Origin of the sequence: Streptomyces albidicamelliae (genome assembly GCF_025642175.1) — a bacterium.
In the GTDB taxonomy this organism is placed as follows: domain Bacteria; phylum Actinomycetota; class Actinomycetes; order Streptomycetales; family Streptomycetaceae; genus Streptomyces; species Streptomyces albidocamelliae.
Genome location: NZ_CP106795.1, coordinates 4,459,723 through 4,479,275 on the forward strand (window position 1 = coordinate 4,459,723; position 19,553 = coordinate 4,479,275).

A 19,553-nucleotide genomic window follows, 5' to 3' on the forward strand; every position below is an offset into this window, starting at 1 on the left:
GGCAGCTGAGCTCACCGCGCGCCCGCCGGAGAAGGACGTCCGGCGGGCGCTCACCCGTTCGGGTGGCGCGCCCGGCGCACGCCGTTGTTGAACAGTTGAGCTGTGGAGCCCTCTGAGGGATGGAAACCCCACGAAGTTGGGTAAAAACGCTGTGGCGTCGCCTCTGTTCATGATTCCCTCTAAATCGCCAACGCAGCCCCTCGGACGTCCCATCAGACTCCCCTCCCGGCCGGACCGGCTGGGCTGACATGGCCGATCTCCCCCTCATTGCGTGTTAGCGGAGCCGATCCATGCTCACGACCCTGAACACCTCCTACACCGATACGCGTGCCGCGGACCTCGCCTGGGCACTGGGACGCGAGCCGCTGCCTGCGCTGGCCACCCTCGACCTCGAACTCATGGGCGCGAAGATGCAGTTGCGGCTGCTCGGCGCGTCCCACCAGGTGCTCCTCGAGGAGGCGCGCGGCAACTGCTCGGAGACGGTCGCCTGCATCCCCGGCTCCAGCACCCCGCTCCCGCTGGGTGTCGCCAAGCGGGTGGGCGACTGGGAGTACGAGTTCGCCGCGCGCGTCGAGGTGCTCACCCCCGGCTCGTTCGCCGGCCGCGCCCAGGAGTTGCTGGCCCTGGTCTCCGACCATCCCCACGGCCTCGCCGGCGTCTTCCCCGGCAGCCCGCACGCGTTCACCGCGATGCTGGCCCAGCGGCACGACGGCCAGGTGCACTGGCGCACCTGGCACGCCTACCCGCAGGACGGGCAGTTGGTGGCGACGCGGACCCGGGTCGGGGCGCGGGTCACCGTGCCGCAACCCGACTGATCCGGAACGAAGCCGCGCGGAGCGTGCCCGGCCGACATAAACCCGGAATACGTCAACTGCCCCCACTTCCACACGTGTGGGTGACGAAGCGTGCCGAGTGTGTGACGTAACGTCGCAGAGTGATCGATCCGCACGCCCCCGCGCCGCCGGGTGCCCCGCCGTCCTGGACCGGCCCGGCACGGCTGCCCGTCCGGCCCGGCACCGGGCGGTTCCTGGTCCTCGTGTGCGTCTTCGTCTGCGCGGCCTGCGGCCTGGTGTACGAGCTCGAACTCGTCGCGTTCGCCTCGTACTTGATCGGCGACTCGGTCACCCAGGCGTCCGTCGTGCTGTCCGTCATGGTGTTCGCGATGGGCATCGGCTCCCTCGGCGCCAAACGGCTGCGCTGGCACGCCGCCGCCGGGTTCGGCGCGGTCGAGTCGGCCCTGGCGCTCGTCGGCGGATGCAGCGCCATGGCGCTGTACGCCGTGTTCGCCTGGACCGGCGGCTGGGGCGGGGTGTGGGCGCAGGGCCCGCGCTGTCTTCTGGTCGCCTTCTCCCTCGCCATCGGCCTGCTCATCGGCGCCGAGGTCCCGCTGCTGATGGAGCTGATCCAGCGGATCCGCCGCCAGGACGCGGGCGGGGCGGTGGCCGACCTGTTCGCCGCCGACTACGTGGGTGCCCTCGTCGGCGGCCTCGCCTTCCCCTTCCTCCTGCTGCCCTTCCTCGGCCAGCTGACCGGCGCCCTGCTCACCGGCGCCGTCAACGTCGTCGCGGGCGGCGCCCTCGTGCTCGGCCTCTTCCGCCGCGACCTGACCCGCCGGGCCCGCTGGACCCTGTTCCTCGTCGGCCTCGGCGTCCTGGGCGTCCTCGGCTCCGCCGCCGCTCTCGCCGACGACTTCGAACGGGCCGCCCGGCACGCCGTCTACGGCAACGACGTCCGGGTGGCCGTCCAGACCGGCGTGCAGGAGGTCGTCCTGGCCGGCGGCACCCACGGCAGGCCCCTCGACCTGTACCTCGACGGCCGCCTCCGGGTCGGCGGCCGCGACGAGCGCCGCTACCACGAGGCCCTGGTCCACCCGGCCCTCTCCGCCGGCCCCGAGAGGCGCGTGCTCGTCCTCGGCGGCGGCGACGGGCTGGCCGCCCGGGAGGTGCTGCGCCACCGCGGGGTGCGCCGCCTCGACATCGTCGAACTCGACCCCGGCCTGATCCGGCTGGCCCGCAGCGACCCCGGTCTGTCCGCCGCCAACGGCCGCGCCTACGCCGACCCCCGCGTCCACGTGACCACCGCGGACGCCCTCGGCTGGCTGCGCGGCGCCCACGGCCGGGCGTACGACGTCGTGATCGCCGACCTGCCCGATCCCGGCATCACCGCCAGCACCAAGCTGTACTCGCAGGAGTTCTACGGCCTGGCCCGCCGTGTGCTGGCCCCGCAGGGCCGCCTGGTGGTGCACGCCGGGCCCGTCACCGCCCGCCCCCGGGTCTTCTGGACGGTCGCCGCGACCCTCCGCGCGGCCGGCTTCACCGCCGGCCCCTACCGGGTCCTCGGCCAGGACTCCGGATTCGCGGCCGGCCCCGACCGCTCCTCGGGAGCGTCCCGGGCCCCCACGACTGGGGCTTCCTGCTCGCGGCCCCCGGCGGCTCGGCACCCCCGCTGCGCCTCGACCCGCGCGGCCCGCGGCCGCGGACGCTGACCCAGGACGAGCTGACGGCCGACGCGCGGGCCGCCGCCCGCACCCGGATCGGGGGACTGCCGCCGTCCACCCTGGTGCATCCGCGCTACTGAGCGGCCGCGTCGCCCTTCCCCCCGGTGCCGTCCGTCCCTCCGGTGCCGTCCCCGACGGACTGCTGCGCCCAGACGGTCTTGCCGACCGGCAGATACCGCATGCCCCAGGCGTCGGCCAGGGTGGCGACGATGAACAGCCCGCGCCCGGTCTCGTCGCTGGCACGGGCGTGCCTGATGTGCGGAGCGGCCGCGGCGGCGTCGGTGACCTCGCAGGTCAGCACGCCGTTCAGGATCAGCCGCAGACGGAAGGGCGGAGCGCCGTACCGCACCGCGTTGCCGACCAGTTCGCTGACGATCAGCTCCGTGACGAAGGAGGTCTCCTGGTCGACGCCCCACTCCCGCAGCCGGCGGCGCACCGCCGCGCGGGCGAAGGGAGCGGCCTCGGCCTCCGCCGGCAGCGGACGGGTGAAGACCTGCCCGGCGGGGAGCGCCGTCGTGCGGGCGAACAGCAGCAGCGCGTCCCCGGCCGGGCGGCCGTGGTCGACGGCGTAGGCCACGGCGTCGCACAGCTCGTTCAGCGGCCGGCCGGCACTGCCGTCGAACAGCGGGCGCAGCGGCGCGGACGGCGCGAGGACCTCCCGCGCCAGCAGGCTGGTGCCGATCGCGAGGGTGCTCCCCGCGGGCAGGGGGACCGTGGTCGCCGGGAACGGGGCGTTGCCGGGCCCGGCGAGCAGCGGGCCCGCCGGGACGGGCACGGTGGCCGGTTCGCCGTCGGGCGGGACGACGAGCGGGTCCGACAGGCCCGCCCGTACGAAGGTGCAGGTGAGGTCGATCGGGTCGTACACGGCGATCAGGCAGCTCGCGGTCAGCGGCTCGCGGTGCAGCGGGTCCCCCGTGGGCAGCGCGGCGCGTTCGTCGGCGAGCCGGGTGGCCGTGTCGTTCAGCCGGGCCATCAGCTCGTCCGGCGCCACGTCCAGCGCGGCCAGCGAGTGGATGACGGTTCGCAGCTGCCCCATCGTGGTGGCGGCGGCCATGCCCCGGCCCGCCACCTCGCCGACGATCAGCGCGGACCGGGCGCCCGCCAGGCCGATCACGTCGAACCACACGCCGCCGCCCTCGGGGGCGGGCAGATGCAGGTGCCCCAGCTCGACCGTGGACGGCACGGCCGGCCGCTGGGGCAGCAGCCTGCGCTGCACGGTCGCGGCGATGGCCCGCTCCCGGGCGTAGCGCCGGGCGTTGTCGATGCACAGGGCGGCGTGCCCGCACAGGTCGGCGGCGAGGGCGACGTCGTCCTGCTCGAAGGGGTCCTCGTCCTCGTGCCGGTAGAAGCTGACCACGCCGAACGCCTCGCCGCGCAGCTCCAGCGGGGCGACGATCAGCGAGTGGGCGGCGGACTGCTTGATGGCGTCCGCCCGCGCCGGATCGGCCGTGAGCCACAGGCTGTCCTCTTCCACCGACACCAGCCGCGGCCGCAGGTCGCTCAGCACCCGCGAGAAGGGCGTGCCGTAGGGCAGGTGGCGCACGTCCCCCAGCGGATAGGCCGACATCCGCCCGCTGAACGCGGCCCGCCGCAGCGGCACGTCACGGTCGACCGGGACCAGGGGCGGGGCCTCGCCGCGCACCACGTCGTCGACCACCTCCACCACGGCGATGCCGGCGAACGCGGGCACCACGGCGTCCACGAACTCCTGGCAGGCGGCGATCACGTCCAGCCGCTCGCCCACCCGGCGGCGCACCTCGCCCAGCACCGACAGCCGCTGCAGCGCGCGTTCGCGCTCGGTCACGTCGACCGCGGAGACGACCAGGCCGAGGGTGTCCCCGCGGACGTTCTCCAGGCGCACGTAGGAGACGGAGTAGATGCCGCGGCCCCGGCCCGGCGTCGCGCGGGTCCCCCGTACGAGCCGGTTCAGCTCGGGCCGTCCGCTGTCGAGCACCCGGCGCGCCGCCGCCTCCTCGGCCTCGGGGGCGGCGATGCCGTACGCCTCGGTGAAGAGCCTGCCCCGCAGCCGGCCCACGGCGGTGCCGCGCAGTGCGCGCGTGGCCGTGTTCATGCGGACGATGCGCAGGTGTTCGTCGAGCACGTGCAGGCCCACCGGGGACTGGGTGAACATCGCCCGCAGGATCGCCATGTCCTCGCCGGAGGCGGCGTCCGCCGCCCTGCGCACGTCCCACACCAGCCGCTCACCCGTGAGCAGCGGCCTGACCAGCACGGCGTGCGTCTCGTCGAGCCGGCTGCGGCCCACCGGTCCGTCCGTCGCGGCCCCGCGCACCAGCGCCGCGACGGACTGGCCGACGGTGTCCTCGGCCGACCAGCCGAACATCTCCTCGGCCGCGCGCTGCCACTCGAGCACCCGCCCGCCCTCGTCAAGACGCATGAGCACGTCGTCGCCGACCACGGCCGCACCACCTCCGACCCCATGCATGCCCCCGCCGTGTGCCGCCCGGACCCGTCGGCCCCCGGCTGCCGCCGATCGGCGCACTGCGGTGCGGACGGTGCGCCCGGTACGCGGAGGGTACGTTCCGGCCGCACCTGGGTAGGCTCAGCCGACATGGAGCACCAGGTCTTCGTCCCGGTACCGGCCGACCGGCTCAGAGCGGCCCTCGCCGACCCCGCGCGGGTGGCACGGGCAGTTCCCGGACTCCAGCAGGACGCCGGGGCCGAACCGGTCGCCGGACGGCTGAAGGTGCGGGTCGGCGGACACTCCGTCACCTACCGCGGCGCGGTGCGCGTCAGCCCCCGCGAGGACGGCACGTACGCCGCCGAGGGCGAGGCCACCGAGGCCCGCGGCGCCGGCACCGTGAAACTCGCGCTCACCCTGCGCCTCGCGGACACCGACGGCGGCACCACCGTCACCGTCGAGGGCACGGCCGACGCCGACGGGCGCATCGCCGAACTGCCCGCGGACGCGGTGGCTTCGGCGGTGACCCGGCTGCTGAACCGCTTCGTCGAAGCCCTCGCCGACGCGGACGCGCCGCGGGCCCCGGAGACGGAGGCGGCCGCCGGGTCCCCGAAGGAGGAGGCGGATCCGGAACCCCGGTCGCCGGCCGCGCAGGAGCCGCCCGCCCCGTCCGTCTTCGACACCGAAGTGCCCCCGCCCTCCCTCGGCCCCGAAGCCACGGACGGCGAGGACGCGGCCGACCGTCTCGCCGAGGACTTCGCCGACACGGGCGAGCCGCCCGCCGAGGCCGCGCACGCGCGCCGGACGATGATCGGCCGCAGCGCCGAGGAGGTCGACCACGCGCCGCCGCGCGGGCGCTACGCCCCGTGCCGGCCCCCAGACCGTCGGCGGGAGCACGGTCCTGCGCTGGGCGGCACCGGCCGCCGCCGTGGCACTGGCCTCGGCGATCGTCGTCGGACGCGCCCTGCGCCGCCGTCGGTAGGCCCTGACCCGTCCCGAACGAGTCGTGCACCGGCCGCACCTCGACGGCCACCACAGGGAAGTCCAGGACGCGTTCGGCGATCTCGCGGGCCCGCTCCGCGCTCGCGCACGCGACGACGTAGTAGGCGGTGGGGTGCAGTTCCGCGGGCACGAGCGGCCCGTCGGCCACCGCGACCGGCCCGTCCGGCTGCCGCCGCAGGGTGGCCGTGTCCGCCGGGTGGCCGGGACCCGCGCCGTTCAGCATCTCTGCGGTGCCGGCCAGTTCGGCGTTGATACTTCATGCCCCCCACCCTGGCGTTCGCGTGCCGTCCGCGTCCGGCGGACGTCCTCTTGATCTCCCCAGTAGGGTCGAGACGTGAGCAACGACGACATCACGCTGACCGCGGGCGACGCGGAGGTGAGCGTGCTGCCGGGCAACGGCGGCCGCATCGGTGGGCTGCGGATCGGCGGCACGGAACTGCTGCGGCAGGGTGAGCGCTTCGGTTGCTTCCCGATGGTGCCGTGGTGCGGCCGGATCCGCGAGGGCCGCTTCCTGGACGGCGCCGCCGTCCGCCAGATGCCGCTCAACTCCCCGCCGCACGCCATCCACGGCACCGTCCGCGACGGCGCCTGGCGCACCGCGCGCGTGTCGCGGGACGAGGCGGTGATCACGTACGAGCTGGTCGACCCCTGGCCGCACCCCGGCCGCGTCACCCAGATCGTCGCGCTCGCCGAGGACAGCCTGACGCTGACGATGTCCGTGGAGACGTACGACGACTCCTTCCCGGCCCAGATCGGCTGGCACCCGTGGTTCCACCGCAGCCTCGGCGGCGACGACGTCCGGCTGGACTTCGCGCCCGCCTGGCAGGAGGAGCGCGGCGCCGACCACCTGCCCACCGGCAACCGCATCGACGTCGAGCCCGGCCCCTGGGACGACTGCTTCGGCATGCCCGGCGGTGTCGACGTCACCCTCACCTGGCCCGGGCAGCTGGAGCTGAAGGTGACCAGCCGGGAGGAATGGGTGGTGGTCTACGACGAGCAGGCCGAGGCCGTGTGCGTCGAACCGCAGACCGGACCGCCCAACGGCCTCAACACCCACCCGCGGCTGGTCACGCCCCTGGAGCCGCTGGAGGCGACGACGACCTGGAGCTGGCGCCGGCTCTAAGCTGTTCGCCATGACGGACGTACGTGGCGCTCTGCTGCAGCAGATCAAGGACAAGGCCGTGGTGCACGGCAAGGTGACCCTGTCGTCGGGCAAGGAAGCCGACTACTACATCGACCTTCGTCGGATCACGCTGGACGGCGAGGCCGCGCCGCTGGTGGGTGAGGTCATGCTCGACCTCACCGCCGAGCTGGACTTCGAGGCCGTCGGCGGCCTCACCCTCGGCGCCGACCCGGTGGCCACGGCCATGCTGCACGCCTCCCACGCGCGCGGGAAGACGCTGGACGCGTTCGTGGTGCGCAAGGCGGGCAAGGCGCACGGCCTGCAGCGCCGGATCGAGGGCGCCGAGGTCGAGGGCCGCCGGGTGCTGGCGGTCGAGGACACTTCCACCACCGGCGGTTCCGTGCTGACGGCCGTGGAGGCGCTGCGCGAGGCCGGCGCCGAGGTCGTCGCCGTCGCCACGATCGTGGACCGGGACACGGGCGCGGCCGAGGCGATCGCCGAGCAGGCCGGAGTGCCGTACGTCTTCGCCTTCTCGAAGGATGAACTGGGGCTGGACTGACACGCCCCTTTGACCTGGACTTGTCGGGGGCATGGACCAGCGCCCCGTGTCTGGAAAGATGGGGGCGACGATGACGTCACCCCCAAGGTCTAGGTCAGGGCCGTAACGCAGCACGTCAACCCGCACACTCAAGGAGCGGACACATGCCCATCGCAACCCCCGAGGTCTACAACGAGATGCTCGACCGGGCGAAGGCAGGCAAGTTCGCCTACCCGGCCATCAACGTCACCTCGAGCCAGACCCTGAACGCGGCCCTGCGCGGTTTCGCGGAGGCGGAGAGCGACGGCATCGTCCAGATCTCGACCGGTGGCGCCGAGTTCCTCGGCGGCCAGTACAGCAAGGACATGGTGACCGGCGCGGTCGCGCTCGCCGAGTTCGCGCACATCGTCGCCGAGAAGTACCCGGTCAACATCGCGCTGCACACCGACCACTGCCCGAAGGACAAGCTCGACGGGTACGTGCGTCCGCTGCTCGCGCTCTCCAAGAAGCGCGTCGAGGCCGGTCTCGACCCGCTGTTCCAGTCCCACATGTGGGACGGCTCCGCCGAGACCCTCGCCGACAACCTGGAGATCGCGCAGGAGCTGCTGGAGCAGGCCCGCGCCGCGAAGATCATCCTCGAGGTCGAGATCACCCCGACCGGCGGCGAGGAGGACGGTGTCTCGCACGAGATCAACGACTCCCTCTACACCACGGTCGAGGACGCGATCCGCACCGCCGAGGCCCTGGGCCTCGGCGAGAAGGGCCGCTACCTGCTGGCCGCCTCCTTCGGTAACGTGCACGGCGTGTACAAGCCGGGCAACGTCGTGCTCCGCCCCGACCTGCTGAAGGAGCTGAACGACGGCGTCGCCGCCAAGTTCGGCAAGCAGTCGCCGTTCGACTTCGTCTTCCACGGCGGCTCCGGCTCCACCGAGCAGGAGATCCTGACCGCGCTGGAGAACGGCGTCGTGAAGATGAACCTCGACACGGACACCCAGTACGCCTTCACCCGTCCGGTGGCCGACCACATGTTCAAGAACTACGACGGCGTCCTGAAGGTCGACGGCGAGGTCGGCGACAAGAAGACCTACGACCCGCGCACCTGGGGCAAGCTGGCCGAGAAGTCCATGGCCGCGCGCGTCGTCGAGGCCGCGCAGAACCTGCGCTCGGCGGGCAACAAGATCAAGTAAGCGGTGCTCCTCGGTGGGCCCGGCGGCTGTCTGTGCCGCCGGGCCCGCTGTATACCTGGGGACATGCCCGACGTCCGGCTGGCCTCCCCCCAGGGCAAGTGGATCCTGCTGACCACGGTGCTCGGCTCCAGCATGGCCATGCTGGACTCCACCGTCGTCAACGTGGCGCTGCCGAGCATCGGCCGTGACCTGGACGCGAGCCTCGCCGCCCTGCAGTGGACGGTCAACGCGTACATGGTGACGCTGGCGGGCCTGATCCTGCTCGGCGGTTCGCTGGGCGACCGCTACGGCCGCCGGAAGGTGTTCGTGGTGGGGGTGGTGTGGTTCGCCGCCGCCTCCCTGTTGTGCGGTTTCGCCCCGAGCCCGGTCGTGCTGATCGCCGCGCGTGCGCTGCAGGGCGTTGGCGGCGCGCTGCTCACCCCGGGCTCGCTGGCGCTCATCCAGGCGTCCTTCCACCCCGACGACCGCAGCCGGGCGGTCGGTGTGTGGTCCGGCTTCGGCGGGATCGGTGCCGCGATCGGCCCGTTCCTGGGCGGCTGGCTGGTGACCGGGCCCGGCTGGCGCTGGGTGTTCCTGCTCAACGTGCCCCTCGCGCTGCTGTGCGTCCCCGTCGCCCTGCGCCACGTTCCCGAGTCGTCCGACGAGAAGGCCCACGGCCGCTTCGACGTCCTCGGCGCGGTGCTGGGGGCCCTGGCCCTCGCCCTGCTGACCTACGCGCTGATCGAGGCGCGGGGCGGCTCGGTGGCGGTGCCGGTGACCGCGGTGCTGGGCGTCGTGGCGGCGGTGGCCTTCGTGCACGTCGAGAGGCACCGCGCCGAGCCGATGCTCCCGCCGGGCATCTTCGCCTCCCGCCAGTTCACGGCGGTCAACCTGGTCACCCTGTGCGTGTACGCGGCCTTCGGCGGGTTCTTCTTCCTGACCGCCCTGCAGTTGCAGGTGGTGGCGGGCTACTCGCCGCTCGCGGCCGGTACGGCGCTGCTGCCGACCACCGTCCTGATGCTGCTGTTCTCGTCCCGTTCGGGTGCGCTGGCGGACCGCACGGGGCCGCGGCTGCCGCTCACCGTCGGCCCGCTGCTGTGCGCGGTGGCGATGCTGCTGATGCTGCGGGTGGGGGAGGGCGCGGACTACCTCACTGACGTCCTGCCCGCCGTCCTGGTGATGGGCGCCGGCATGGTCACCCTGGTCGCCCCGCTGACGGCCACCGTCCTCGCCTCCGTCGACACCTCCCGGGCGGGCCTGGCCAGCGGCATCAACAACGCGGCGGCCCGGGCGGCGGGTCTGCTGGCGGTGGCCGCGCTGCCGCTGCTCGCGGGGATGGGTCCGGAGGCCTACCGGTCGGCCCCGGCGTTCGACGCGGCGTTCGACCGGGCGATGCCGATCTGCTCCGCCGTGCTCGTCGCCGGTGCGGCACTGGCCTTCGCCCTGGTGCGCCGGCCCGCCCCGGGCTGCCGCCGGCCCGAGTGCCGTACCCACGGCAACGTGACGGCACCCCCACTGGAGGGGGATCGGCCCCCTGGCTAGGGGCGGGCGTGCGGCTGCGCCGCCTGTCGCTCCGGGCCGCCGGCGGCCTGGTGCGGTGCGCACGGCGGGGTGACGGGTTCGCCGCTGGCCGGGGGCGGCCACCCGGTCTAGGGCGCCCGCGCGGGTGCGCCCGTGTCGCTCCGGACCGCTGACGCCCCTGTGCGGTGCGCACGGCGACGTGTCGGGTTCGCCGCTGGAGGGGGATCGGCCACCTGGCTAGGGGCGCGCGTGCGGGTGCGCCGCCTGTCGCTCCGGGCCACTGGCGGCCTGGTGCGGTGCGCACGGCGGGGTGACGGGTTCGCCGCTGGCTGGGGGCGGCCACCCGGTTTGGGGCGCCCGCGCGGGTGCGCCCGTGTCGCTCCGGGCCGCTGACGCCCCTGTGCGGTGCGCACGGCGACGTGTCGGGTTCGCCGGTGGAGAGGGAGCGGCCACCTGGCCAGGGGCGGGCGTGCGGGTGCGTCCGGTGTCGCTCCGGGCCGCTGGCGGCCTGGTGCGGTGCGCGCACAGCGGCGTATCGGGTTTCGCCGGGGGCGGCCACCCGGTCAGGGACGTGCGTGCGGTGTGCCGCGGCCCTGTGTCGCTCTGGCCCACTGACGGCCGGTGCGGTGCGCACGGCGACGTGACGGGTTCGCCGGTGAAGGGTGAGCGGCCACCTTGCCAAGGGCGTGCGTGAGGGTGCGCCGTCTATCGCTCTGGGGCGCTGGCGGCCTGGTGCGGTGCGCGTGGCGGGGTGCCGGGTTCGCCGCTGGCGGGGGCGGCCACCCGGTTTGGGGCGCCCGCGGGGGTGCGTCCCGTGTCGCTCCGGGCCGCTGACGGCCCGGTGCGGTGCGCACGGTGGGGGCCACGCGTGGCGGTGAGTCGGCCGCAGGCCGCGGGTGCCTCGTGGCCCGTCGGGCGATCTCCCGGCACTGCCCGTTCGTCGGTTGCCCCGGGCACTCGCGCCCCGCGGCCCCGGGTGCGGGAAACTGAACCCATGACGATTCACGAGAACCTCCTCGGCGGCCCGCCCCCGACCCATCTCCCCGACGACCCGGAGCCCCGTGAGCTCCTCGCCCAGGGCACCGCCCCCGCGGACGTCGCCGCCAAGTACCCGACCTCCTCCCTCGCCTGGGCCCAGCTGGCCGACGAGGCGTTCGAGCGCGGCTCGGTCGTGGAGTCGTACGCCTACGCCCGTACCGGCTACCACCGCGGCCTGGACGCCCTGCGCCGCAACGGCTGGAAGGGCCACGGCCCCGTCCCGTGGGAGCACGAGCCGAACCGCGGCTTCCTGCGCGCGCTGCACGGGCTGGCCCGCGCCGCCCAGGCCATCGGCGAGCAGGAGGAGTACGAGCGCTGCTCGCAGTTCCTGAAGGACTCCTCCGCGACGGCGGCCCAGACCCTGGGCTGACCTGGACGGGAGTGACCGGTGTGGCCCGTCTGGCAGCAGACGGGCCTTGCCGTATCCGGGGGGATTGCGGAGGATTCCGTTTGGGGACCGGGGCCCCCGTGCCGGCATCGGCAGGGGCGGACCGCTACCCGGATCGACAACAGGAGACAGCGATGTCCCACATGGCTCACCTCCCTTCCGAGGCCGCTGAGCCCGAGACCCCGCATCTCGACTTCGCGGGCACGACGCCGTACGAGGACTACGTCAAGGCGGACGTGCTCACCCACCTCCAGCACACCCTCTCCGACGACCCCGGCGAGATGGTCTTCCTGGTGACCACCCAGGTCATGGAGCTGTGGTTCACGGTGATCGTGCACGAGTGGGAGACCGCCGCGCGGGCGCTCCGCTCGGACGACGTCCCCACCGCCGTCGCCGCGCTGAAGCGCTCGGTGCGCGAGCTGGAGGCGCTGAACGCCTCCTGGACGCCGCTCGGCCAGCTCACCCCGGCGCAGTTCAACTCCTACCGCAGCGCCCTCGGCGAGGGCTCCGGTTTCCAGTCGGCGATGTACCGGCGCCTGGAGTTCCTGCTCGGTGAGAAGTCCGCGTCCATGCTCGTACCGCACCGCGGCGCCCCCCGCGCCCACGCGGAACTGGAGAAGGCGCTGCACGAGCCGAGCCTGTACGACGAGGTGCTGCGCCTGCTGGCCCGCCGCGGCCACGCGATCCCCGAGGCGGTCCTCCAGCGGGACGTCTCCCGGCGCTACGAGCCCTCCGACGAGGTCGAGCGGGCCTGGGCGGCGATCTACTCCGGTGACCAGGACGCCGAGCTCGCCCGCCTCGGCGAGGCGCTGACCGACGTCGCCGAACTGGTGTGGCGCTGGCGCAACGACCACCTGGTCGCCACCCGCCGCGCGATGGGCGCCAAGGCCGGCACGGGCGGCTCCGCCGGTGTGGCCTGGCTGGAGAAGCGCGCCCGCAAGAACGTCTTCCCCGAGCTGTGGACGGCGAGGTCCCATGTCTGAGCTCGCACTGCTGGCGGAGAAGGCCGACGCGGCGGACGAACTGGCACCGGTGCGCTCCCGGTTCGTCCTCGACGACGTCGTGTACCTGGACGGAAACTCCCTCGGCGCGCTGCCGGCCGTGGTCCCCGACCGGGTGGCGGACGTGGTCCGCCGCCAGTGGGGCGAGCTGCGGATCCGCTCCTGGGAGGAGAGCGGCTGGTGGACCGCGCCCGAGCGGATCGGCGACCGCATCGCCCCGCTGGTCGGCGCGGCGCCCGGCCAGATCGTCGTGGGCGACTCCACGAGCGTCAACGTCTTCAAGGCGCTGGTGGCGGCGGTCCGGATGGCCGGCGAGGGGCGCGACGAGATCCTGGTGGACGCGAGCACGTTCCCCACGGACGGGTACATCGCCGAGTCGGCGGCCCGCCTGACCGGCCGCACCCTGCGCGCGGTGACCCCGGCGGAGGTGCCCTCGGCGCTGTCCGGCCGGACCGCCGCGGTCCTCCTCAACCACGTCGACTACCGCACCGGCCGCCTGCACGACCTGCCCGCGCTGACGGCGGCGGTCCACGCGGCCGGCGCCCTCGCGGTCTGGGACCTGTGCCACAGCGCGGGCGCGCTGCCGGTCGGCCTGGACGAGCACGGGGTCGACCTGGCGGTCGGCTGCACCTACAAGTACCTGAACGGCGGCCCGGGTTCACCGGCGTACCTGTACGTCCGCCGGGAACTGCAGCCCCGCTTCGACTCCCCGCTGCCCGGCTGGAACTCGCACGCCGACCCGTTCGGCATGAGCCCGTCCTACGCCCCGGCGGCGGGCGCCCCGCGGGGCCGGGTGGGCACGCCGGACATCCTCTCCATGCTGGCGCTGGAGGCGGCTCTGGAGGTCTGGGACGGCGTCTCCGTCAGCGCGGTCCGTGCCAAGTCCCTGGCCCTGACGGACTTCTTCCTGAAGTGCGTCGCGGCCCGCACCGAGCCGGGCCGGGTCGAACCGGTGACGCCGGAGCGGCACGAGGAGCGGGGCAGCCAGATCGCCCTGCGCTGTGCGGACGCAGGCGAGGTGATGAAGCGGCTGATCGCCCGAGGCGTGGTGGGCGACTTCCGCCATCCCGACGTCCTGCGCTTCGGCTTCACCCCGCTGTACGTGAGTTTCCGCGACGTGGAGCGGGCCGCCCGGGTGCTCGGAGAGGTTCTGGCGTAGTCCGCCGGGGGGCGGAGACCCGCGTCCGGCGGCTCCGCCCCCTCGGCCCCGTTCCGTCCCTCACCCTCCGTCACATCCCCGTGTCCGCGCACGTCACCCGCCTGATACCGTCCCCGTCCAACGGCCGGCGAACGACCCCCACCTGGTCCGTCACTTCACGCACCCGTTCCCTCGCCGAGAGGTTGGAGCATGCCGGACGACTCCGCAGCAGCCCGCGCCGCCGCCGAGGAGGAGTCGGCCTTCTCGCACCCCCCGGTCGCCCCCGACGCGACCGCCGCCTACGGCGACCACCCCGACCAGGTGATCGACTTCTACGCCCCGCGCACCGACGCGCCCCTCGCCCCGCTGGTCGTCGTCCTGCACGGCGGCGCCTGGCGCGCCCCCTACGACCGCCACCACATCACCCCCTTCGCCGACTTCCTGGCCCGCAGGGGCTTCGCCGTGGCCAACGTCGAGTACCGGCGGGGCGGTGAGCCCCAGATCCCCGCGCAGAACACCGGGACCGGTGCCGCGGCCCCCCTCGCCGGCCGCTGGCCCGACACCTTCGACGACGTCGCGGCCGCCCTGGACGCGCTGCCCGCCCTGGTCCGCGCGGCGCTCCCGCGGGCCGACGCCCGCCGCACGGTCCTCACCGGGCACTCGGCGGGCGGCCACCTGGCGCTGTGGGCGGCGGCCCGCCATGTGCTGCCCCCGGACGCCCCGTGGCGCACCGAGCACCCCGCCCTTCTCCGCGGGGTCGTCGCCCTCGCCCCGATCGCGGACTTCTCGGTGGCCGGGAAGCTGGACGTGTGCGGCAACGCGTCCCTCCAACTCCTCGGCGGGCCGGACCACTTCGAGGAGCGGCGCCCGTACGCGGACCCCGCCCTCCTGCTGCCCACCGGCATCGCGACGACCGTGGTGCAGGGCCGTGCCGACCTGGACGTACCGCAGGCGGTGGCCGAGGCCTATGCGGACGCCGCGGCGAAGGCCGGCGAGATGGTGGGCCTGACCCTGCTGGCGGACGTGGGCCACTTCCCGCTGATCGACCCGGCCGCGGACGCGTGCGCGGTCGCGGCGGAGGAGATCGCCCAACTGGCCTGGTGAACCACCGGGTTCCGGACGGGACAGCCGGGTTCTGTGCGGAACAACCGGGTTCCGGACGGAACCCGGAGCCCGAGCCCGGTCCGCCTACGGTCGCGGACCCCGGTGATACCCGTAGTACCTGAGAGCTACCCCGTGGGACAGCTCTCCGGCGGGACGCCGACGACCGGTGCCGATCCCTAACTTCCCTGGTGGACAAGCCCGATGGCCGGGCACTCCGGAGGGAAGCGCACCATGGGGCACGCCGCACCGCCCGCCAGAGACCCCCGCCCGCCGACGGCGGAGCCGCTCGCCGGGCGCCGCCCGCCCGCGCCGGAAGCCGAGCCGGTGACACGGTGGGGACGACGGGCCCGCCGGCTCCGGGCGGTGCTCGCGGCCCTCCTCACCGCCGCCATCGTCGCCCCCCTCGCGGGCGCCGCCCGCCCCGGCATCCCCGCGCCGCCCCCGCCGCCCTGGCCGCCCCCCTCACCCCGCGGGACCTGCGCACCGCGTACGGCGCCAACCGGGCCGACGCCGCCGAGGCGGCCCGCATGGCCGCCGGTCACGGCGACGCACACCGCGCCGCCGCGGACCGCGCCCTGGCCGCCCCCGCCCGGCACCTGCTCTCCTTCGACGGCCGGGGCACCGGGCTGGCCACCGAGGTCCTCGGCGACCTGCCCCGTGCCGACCACGTGGCGGTGCTCGTCCCCGGCTCCGACACCACGCTGGACACCTACGCCCGCTTCCACCGGGCCGCGGCCGCCGTGCACGCGGAGCTCCTGCGCCGCGCCCCCGCCGGCCACCGCGTCGCCGTCGTCGCCTGGCTCGGCTACGAGACCCCGGCGACGGTCGGCGCCACCGTCGCCACCCCGGCCCGCGCCGGCCACGCGGTCCCCCGACTGCGCGCCCTCGTACGGCAGTTGCACGCCCTCACCCCGGCCGGGACGCGGATCTCGCTCCTCTGCCACTCCTACGGCTCGGTGGTCTGCGGCCGGGCCGCCCCGGCCTCGACGTGGCCGACATCGCCCTGGTCGGCAGCCCCGGCACCGGCGCCGACACGGCCGCGGGCCTGCACGCCCGCGCCCGGATCTGGGCGGCCCGCGGCAGCGAGGACTGGGTCGGGAACGTCCCGCACGTCCGCGCCCGGCTCTTCGGCACCACCGTCGGCTTCGGCACCGACCCGGTCTCCCGCGCCTTCGGCGCCCGGGTCTTCGACGCGGCCGGCGCCGGGCACAGCGGCTACTTCACCCCGGGCTCGGCCTCCCTCGCCAACCTGGCCCGGATCACCCTCGGCGCGACCGCGGAGGTCACCCGTGCCTGAACCGACCGAGACCGCCCTGCGCCGGCGCGCCCGGCACCTGGACATCCTCACCCCCGCGTCCCAGGACCGCGCCGTCGACGCCTTGCGCGCCCTCGCCGTCCTCGGGGTCGTCCTCGGCCACTGGCTGGTCACCGCCCTGGTGGCGGAGGACGGCACGCTGCGCACGGCGAGCCCCCTGCAGCGGCTGCCGTGGCTGGCCCCGGTCTCCTGGGTCTGCCAGACCCTCGCCGTGTTCTTCCTGGTCGGCGGCCACGTGGCGACGCGCGGCCACGCCTCGGCCGCCGCGCGCGGGGTGCCGTACCGCGCCTGGCTGCGCGGCCGGCTGGACCGGCTGCTCCGCCCGGTCGGCGCCCTCCTCGCCCTGTGGACGGTGGCGGCGACCGCCCTGCTGCTCACCGGCACCCCTCTGAACACCCTGCACACGCTGCTGAAGCTGGCCCTGTCCCCGCTGTGGTTCCTGCTGGTCTTCGCCGCGCTGACGGCGGCCACCCCGCTCGTCGCCCGGCTCAACCCGCTCTGGCCGCTGGCCGTCGTCCTGCACGTGGACGTCCTCCGCTTCGGCCTGCACACCGGCCCGGACTGGCTGGGCTGGGTGAACCTGCCGGCCGGCTGGCTGGTGCCCTACACCCTGGGCGCGGCCTGGGCCCGCGGGGAGTTCCGCACCCGCCGCGCGGCCCGGACGCTCTTGTGCGGCGGGACGGCGGCCACGGTCGCGCTCGTGCTGTGGGCGGGCTACCCCGCCTCCATGGTCGGCGTCCCGGGTGCCGCGATCTCCAACCTCAACCCGCCGACCCTGGCGGCGGTGACCTTCGGCCTGGCCCAGTGCGGTCTGGCCCTGCTGCTGCGCGACCGGCTGCGCGCGGCGATGCGCCGCCCCCTCGCCTGGGCGGCCGTGGCACTGGTCAACCTCTCCGCGATGACGATCTTCCTGTGGCACCAGACGGCCCTGATGGCCACGACGGCCGCCGCCCTCCCGGCCGGCCGCCTCCCCGGGCTGCACACCCTCCCCGACGGCCTCGGCTGGGTCGCGGCCCGGCTCGCCTGGCTCCCGGTGTTCGCCCTGGTCCTGGCCGTGTGCTGGACGGCGTTCCGCTTCCGCGAGCAGGGGCCGCGCCGCCACGGCCCCGGCTCCCGCCCGGGACGGTCCCGGGTGGTCCGGGTGCACCGCGGCGCGGACCCCGAGGCCGGGCGGGGGTCCGCCGTGTTGTCTAGGGTGGTCCGCGTGACGGAATCGGGGGGCCGCCGGGTGCTCGCGGCGACGGCGGACCTGGCCCGGCGCTGGCTCGGGGTGCTGCGCGCGGACCTGTGGACCCTCCGCGCGGACCCCCTGCCCCCCTCGCTGTGGCTGCGCTGGTTCCCGCACGGCCTGCTGTGCCTGGTGGCGTTCGGGGTGTCCTTCGGCGCGGTCGCGCAGCTCGGCTCCGACGGCGGCGTGGGCGCACAGCTCTCCCTGCTGATCGGGCTCGCGCAGGGCGGCGCCGTGCTGCTCGCGCTGTGGCGGCCGGTGCCGGCGTGGTGGCTGTCCATGGCGGCCATGCTGGTGGGCGCCGTGGAGGTACGGCGCCGGCTGCTGGCGGGCGGCGCCCACGCCTTCACCTGGCCCTGGTCGTCGGCCGGGATCGTCGGTCTCCTGGCCGTGCTGCTGCTGCTCGCCCTGCGGGTGCCCACCCGGGTGTCCGCCGAGGCCCTGGCCCTGACCGCGCTGCTCACCTACGCCGTCCAGGGGCTGTGGGGCGCGGCGGACTACACGCCCACCGGGGTGCTCACGCTCATCCTCTCCACGGTCGTGGTGGTCCTCGGCACCGCACTGCGCGGCCGCCGGGAGGCCCGCGCCGAACTCGTCGAGCAGACCACCCTGACGGCCGAGGAGCGGGCCCGCCGCACCCTGCTGGAGGAGCGCAGCCGCATCGCCAGGGAACTGCACGACGTCGTCGCGCACCACATGTCGGTCATCTCCATCCAGGCCCAGGTGGCCCCGCACCTCGTCGAGCGGCCGTCGCCGGAGCTGGTCGAGAACCTGGAGGGCATCCGGCACAACGCGCTGGAGGCGCTGACCGAGCTGCGCCGGGTCCTCGGCGTGCTGCGCTCGGAGAACCCCGAGGACCCCTACGGCCTCGGGAACCCCGGCACCGGAGCGGCACCGGACGCCCCGCAGCCCACGCTCGACCGGCTGGACGCGCTGATCGAGAACACCCGGGCGGCGGGCCTGGACGTGACGGCCGGCGTCAAGGGCCGGGCGCGCCCCTACCCGCCGGGCGTGGAACTGTCGGCGTACCGGATCGTGCAGGAGGCGCTGAGCAACGCGCTGCGGCACGCGCCGGGTTCCGAGGTGCGCGTCGAGGTCGCGCACCAACCGGCAGGGCTCCGGCTGGCGGTCACCAACTCCCGCCCGGACCGCCCCGTCCCGCCGTCCGCGGGCGCCGGGCACGGCCTGCTCGGCATGCGGGAACGCGCGGCCATGCTCGGCGGCACCGTCACCGCGGCCCGCACCCCGGCCGGCGGCTTCACCGTCTCGGCCTTCCTCCCCCGCGACGGCACCCCGGCCGCGCTCCCGCCCGACCCGGCCCCGACAGGAGATCCGACCCCATGACGAGCGGCCCCATCCGCGTACTCATCGCCGACGACCAGCAGATGGTCCGGCAGGGCTTCACCGTGCTGCTCAACACCAAACCGGACATCGAGGTGATCGGCCAGGCCGTGGACGGCCGGGACGCCATCGCCAAGGTCGGCGAACTGACCCCGGACGTGGTCCTGATGGACATCCGGATGCCCGAGCTCGGCGGCATCGAGGCGACCCGCCGCGTCACCGTCGACCACCCGGGCGTCCGGGTGCTGGTGCTGACCACCTTCGACCTCGACGAGTACGTCTACGAGGCGCTGCGGGCGGGCGCCGCCGGGTTCCTGCTGAAGGACGCCTCCGCCGACCAGCTCGCCGAGGCGGTCCGGGTCGTGGCGGCCGGGGACGCGCTGCTCGCCCCCGGCATCACCCGCCGGCTCATCGCCGAGTTCTCCCGGCTGAACGGCACCCCGCGCGCCCCGCTCAAGCAGCGCGTGGGCGACCTGACGGAACGCGAGACGGAGGTGCTGGCGCTGATCGCGCAGGGCCTGTCGAACGCGGAGATAGCCGGGCGGCTGGTCGTCGCCGAGCAGACCGTGAAGACGCACGTGGGCCGGATTCTGGTGAAACTCGGGCTGCGGGACCGTACCCAGGCGGCGGTCTTCGCGTACGAGTCGGGGCTGGTGCGGCCGTCCGGATACTGAGGTCCGCGCGCACCGGCCGGCCGTCCCGTGCCGCGGGATCCGCCCGTAGTACTTGAGGGG

The 19,553-nt window shown here is 74.9% G+C and carries 12 protein-coding genes and 4 pseudogenes; 15 read left to right on the forward strand and 1 reads right to left on the reverse strand.

Annotated features, from left to right (window positions below):
- Window positions 1–290 precede the first annotated feature (290 nt).
- Window positions 291–815 carry a DUF2617 family protein gene (locus N8I86_RS20535; protein WP_073887679.1) on the forward strand — a complete coding sequence of 175 codons (525 nt, stop codon included), beginning with the start codon at window positions 291–293 and terminating at the stop codon, window positions 813–815.
- A gap of 119 nt (window positions 816–934) precedes the next feature.
- Window positions 935–2,577: pseudogene (locus N8I86_RS20540) on the forward strand (polyamine aminopropyltransferase).
- On the opposite strand, the gene N8I86_RS20545 reads toward N8I86_RS20540, so the two are convergent.
- Window positions 2,571–4,940: a SpoIIE family protein phosphatase gene (locus N8I86_RS20545; RefSeq protein ID WP_263278396.1), complete on the reverse strand. Its 2,370-nt coding sequence runs from the start codon at window positions 4,938–4,940 to the stop codon at window positions 2,571–2,573. The pseudogene N8I86_RS20540 and the gene N8I86_RS20545 sit on opposite strands and share 7 nt — an antisense overlap.
- 126 nt (window positions 4,941–5,066) lie before the next feature.
- On the opposite strand from N8I86_RS20545, the pseudogene N8I86_RS20550 reads away from it, so the two are divergent.
- From N8I86_RS20550 to N8I86_RS20610, 13 genes and pseudogenes are all read left to right on the forward strand, one after another.
- Window positions 5,067–5,898: pseudogene (locus N8I86_RS20550) on the forward strand (SRPBCC domain-containing protein).
- A gap of 354 nt (window positions 5,899–6,252) precedes the next feature.
- Complete coding sequence (locus N8I86_RS20555; RefSeq protein ID WP_073887684.1) at window positions 6,253–7,041, forward strand: aldose epimerase family protein; 789 nt, start codon at window positions 6,253–6,255, stop codon at window positions 7,039–7,041.
- Between the two features lie 10 nt (window positions 7,042–7,051).
- A complete protein-coding gene (gene pyrE / locus N8I86_RS20560) occupies window positions 7,052–7,600 on the forward strand; it encodes an orotate phosphoribosyltransferase (protein WP_073887685.1) in 549 nt (182 codons plus the stop codon).
- Between the two features lie 143 nt (window positions 7,601–7,743).
- Window positions 7,744–8,766 (forward strand): class II fructose-bisphosphate aldolase, encoded by a 1,023-nt coding sequence (gene fbaA, locus N8I86_RS20565; RefSeq protein ID WP_073887687.1) that lies wholly within the window; start codon window positions 7,744–7,746, stop codon window positions 8,764–8,766.
- Window positions 8,767–8,829: 63 nt separating this feature from the next.
- Window positions 8,830–10,287, forward strand: a complete 1,458-nt coding sequence (locus N8I86_RS20570) for an MFS transporter (RefSeq protein ID WP_073887688.1) — start codon at window positions 8,830–8,832, stop codon at window positions 10,285–10,287.
- A gap of 973 nt (window positions 10,288–11,260) precedes the next feature.
- On the forward strand, window positions 11,261–11,674 hold the full coding sequence (locus tag N8I86_RS20575) for a DUF3151 domain-containing protein (RefSeq protein ID WP_073887690.1): 414 nt from the start codon (window positions 11,261–11,263) through the stop codon (window positions 11,672–11,674).
- A 152-nt stretch (window positions 11,675–11,826) separates the two neighbouring features.
- Window positions 11,827–12,675 carry a tryptophan 2,3-dioxygenase family protein gene (locus tag N8I86_RS20580; protein ID WP_263278397.1) on the forward strand — a complete coding sequence of 283 codons (849 nt, stop codon included), beginning with the start codon at window positions 11,827–11,829 and terminating at the stop codon, window positions 12,673–12,675.
- Complete coding sequence (kynU, locus tag N8I86_RS20585; protein WP_073887693.1) at window positions 12,668–13,852, forward strand: kynureninase; 1,185 nt, start codon at window positions 12,668–12,670, stop codon at window positions 13,850–13,852. Before N8I86_RS20580 ends, kynU begins: the two co-directional genes overlap by 8 nt.
- 189 nt (window positions 13,853–14,041) lie before the next feature.
- Window positions 14,042–14,935, forward strand: coding sequence for an alpha/beta hydrolase (locus tag N8I86_RS20590; RefSeq protein WP_073887694.1), 894 nt, complete (start codon window positions 14,042–14,044; stop codon window positions 14,933–14,935).
- A gap of 527 nt (window positions 14,936–15,462) precedes the next feature.
- Window positions 15,463–16,232: pseudogene (locus tag N8I86_RS20595) on the forward strand (alpha/beta hydrolase).
- Between the two features lie 16 nt (window positions 16,233–16,248).
- Window positions 16,249–17,424, forward strand: a pseudogene (locus tag N8I86_RS20600) (acyltransferase family protein); the annotation flags it as partial.
- Window positions 17,425–17,436: 12 nt separating this feature from the next.
- Entirely contained in the window at window positions 17,437–18,822 is a 1,386-nt protein-coding gene (locus N8I86_RS20605) for a sensor histidine kinase (protein WP_404830879.1), read from the forward strand.
- Complete coding sequence (locus N8I86_RS20610) at window positions 18,819–19,493, forward strand: response regulator (RefSeq protein WP_263278398.1); 675 nt, start codon at window positions 18,819–18,821, stop codon at window positions 19,491–19,493. The genes N8I86_RS20605 and N8I86_RS20610 overlap by 4 nt, the downstream gene beginning before the upstream one ends.
- Window positions 19,494–19,553 lie beyond the last annotated feature (60 nt).

Bases quoted from the DNA above. Each gene is read 5' to 3' on its own strand.
- N8I86_RS20535 (WP_073887679.1), top strand. From the start codon at position 291: ATGCTCACGACCCTGAACACCTCCTACACCGATACGCGTGCCGCGGAC.
- N8I86_RS20545 (WP_263278396.1), bottom strand. From the start codon at position 4,940: ATGCATGGGGTCGGAGGTGGTGCGGCCGTGGTCGGCGACGACGTGCTC.
- pyrE (WP_073887685.1), top strand. From the start codon at position 7,052: ATGACGGACGTACGTGGCGCTCTGCTGCAGCAGATCAAGGACAAGGCC.
- fbaA (WP_073887687.1), top strand. From the start codon at position 7,744: ATGCCCATCGCAACCCCCGAGGTCTACAACGAGATGCTCGACCGGGCG.
- N8I86_RS20570 (WP_073887688.1), top strand. From the start codon at position 8,830: ATGCCCGACGTCCGGCTGGCCTCCCCCCAGGGCAAGTGGATCCTGCTG.
- N8I86_RS20575 (WP_073887690.1), top strand. From the start codon at position 11,261: ATGACGATTCACGAGAACCTCCTCGGCGGCCCGCCCCCGACCCATCTC.
- N8I86_RS20580 (WP_263278397.1), top strand. From the start codon at position 11,827: ATGTCCCACATGGCTCACCTCCCTTCCGAGGCCGCTGAGCCCGAGACC.
- kynU (WP_073887693.1), top strand. From the start codon at position 12,668: ATGTCTGAGCTCGCACTGCTGGCGGAGAAGGCCGACGCGGCGGACGAA.
- N8I86_RS20590 (WP_073887694.1), top strand. From the start codon at position 14,042: ATGCCGGACGACTCCGCAGCAGCCCGCGCCGCCGCCGAGGAGGAGTCG.
- N8I86_RS20610 (WP_263278398.1), top strand. From the start codon at position 18,819: ATGACGAGCGGCCCCATCCGCGTACTCATCGCCGACGACCAGCAGATG.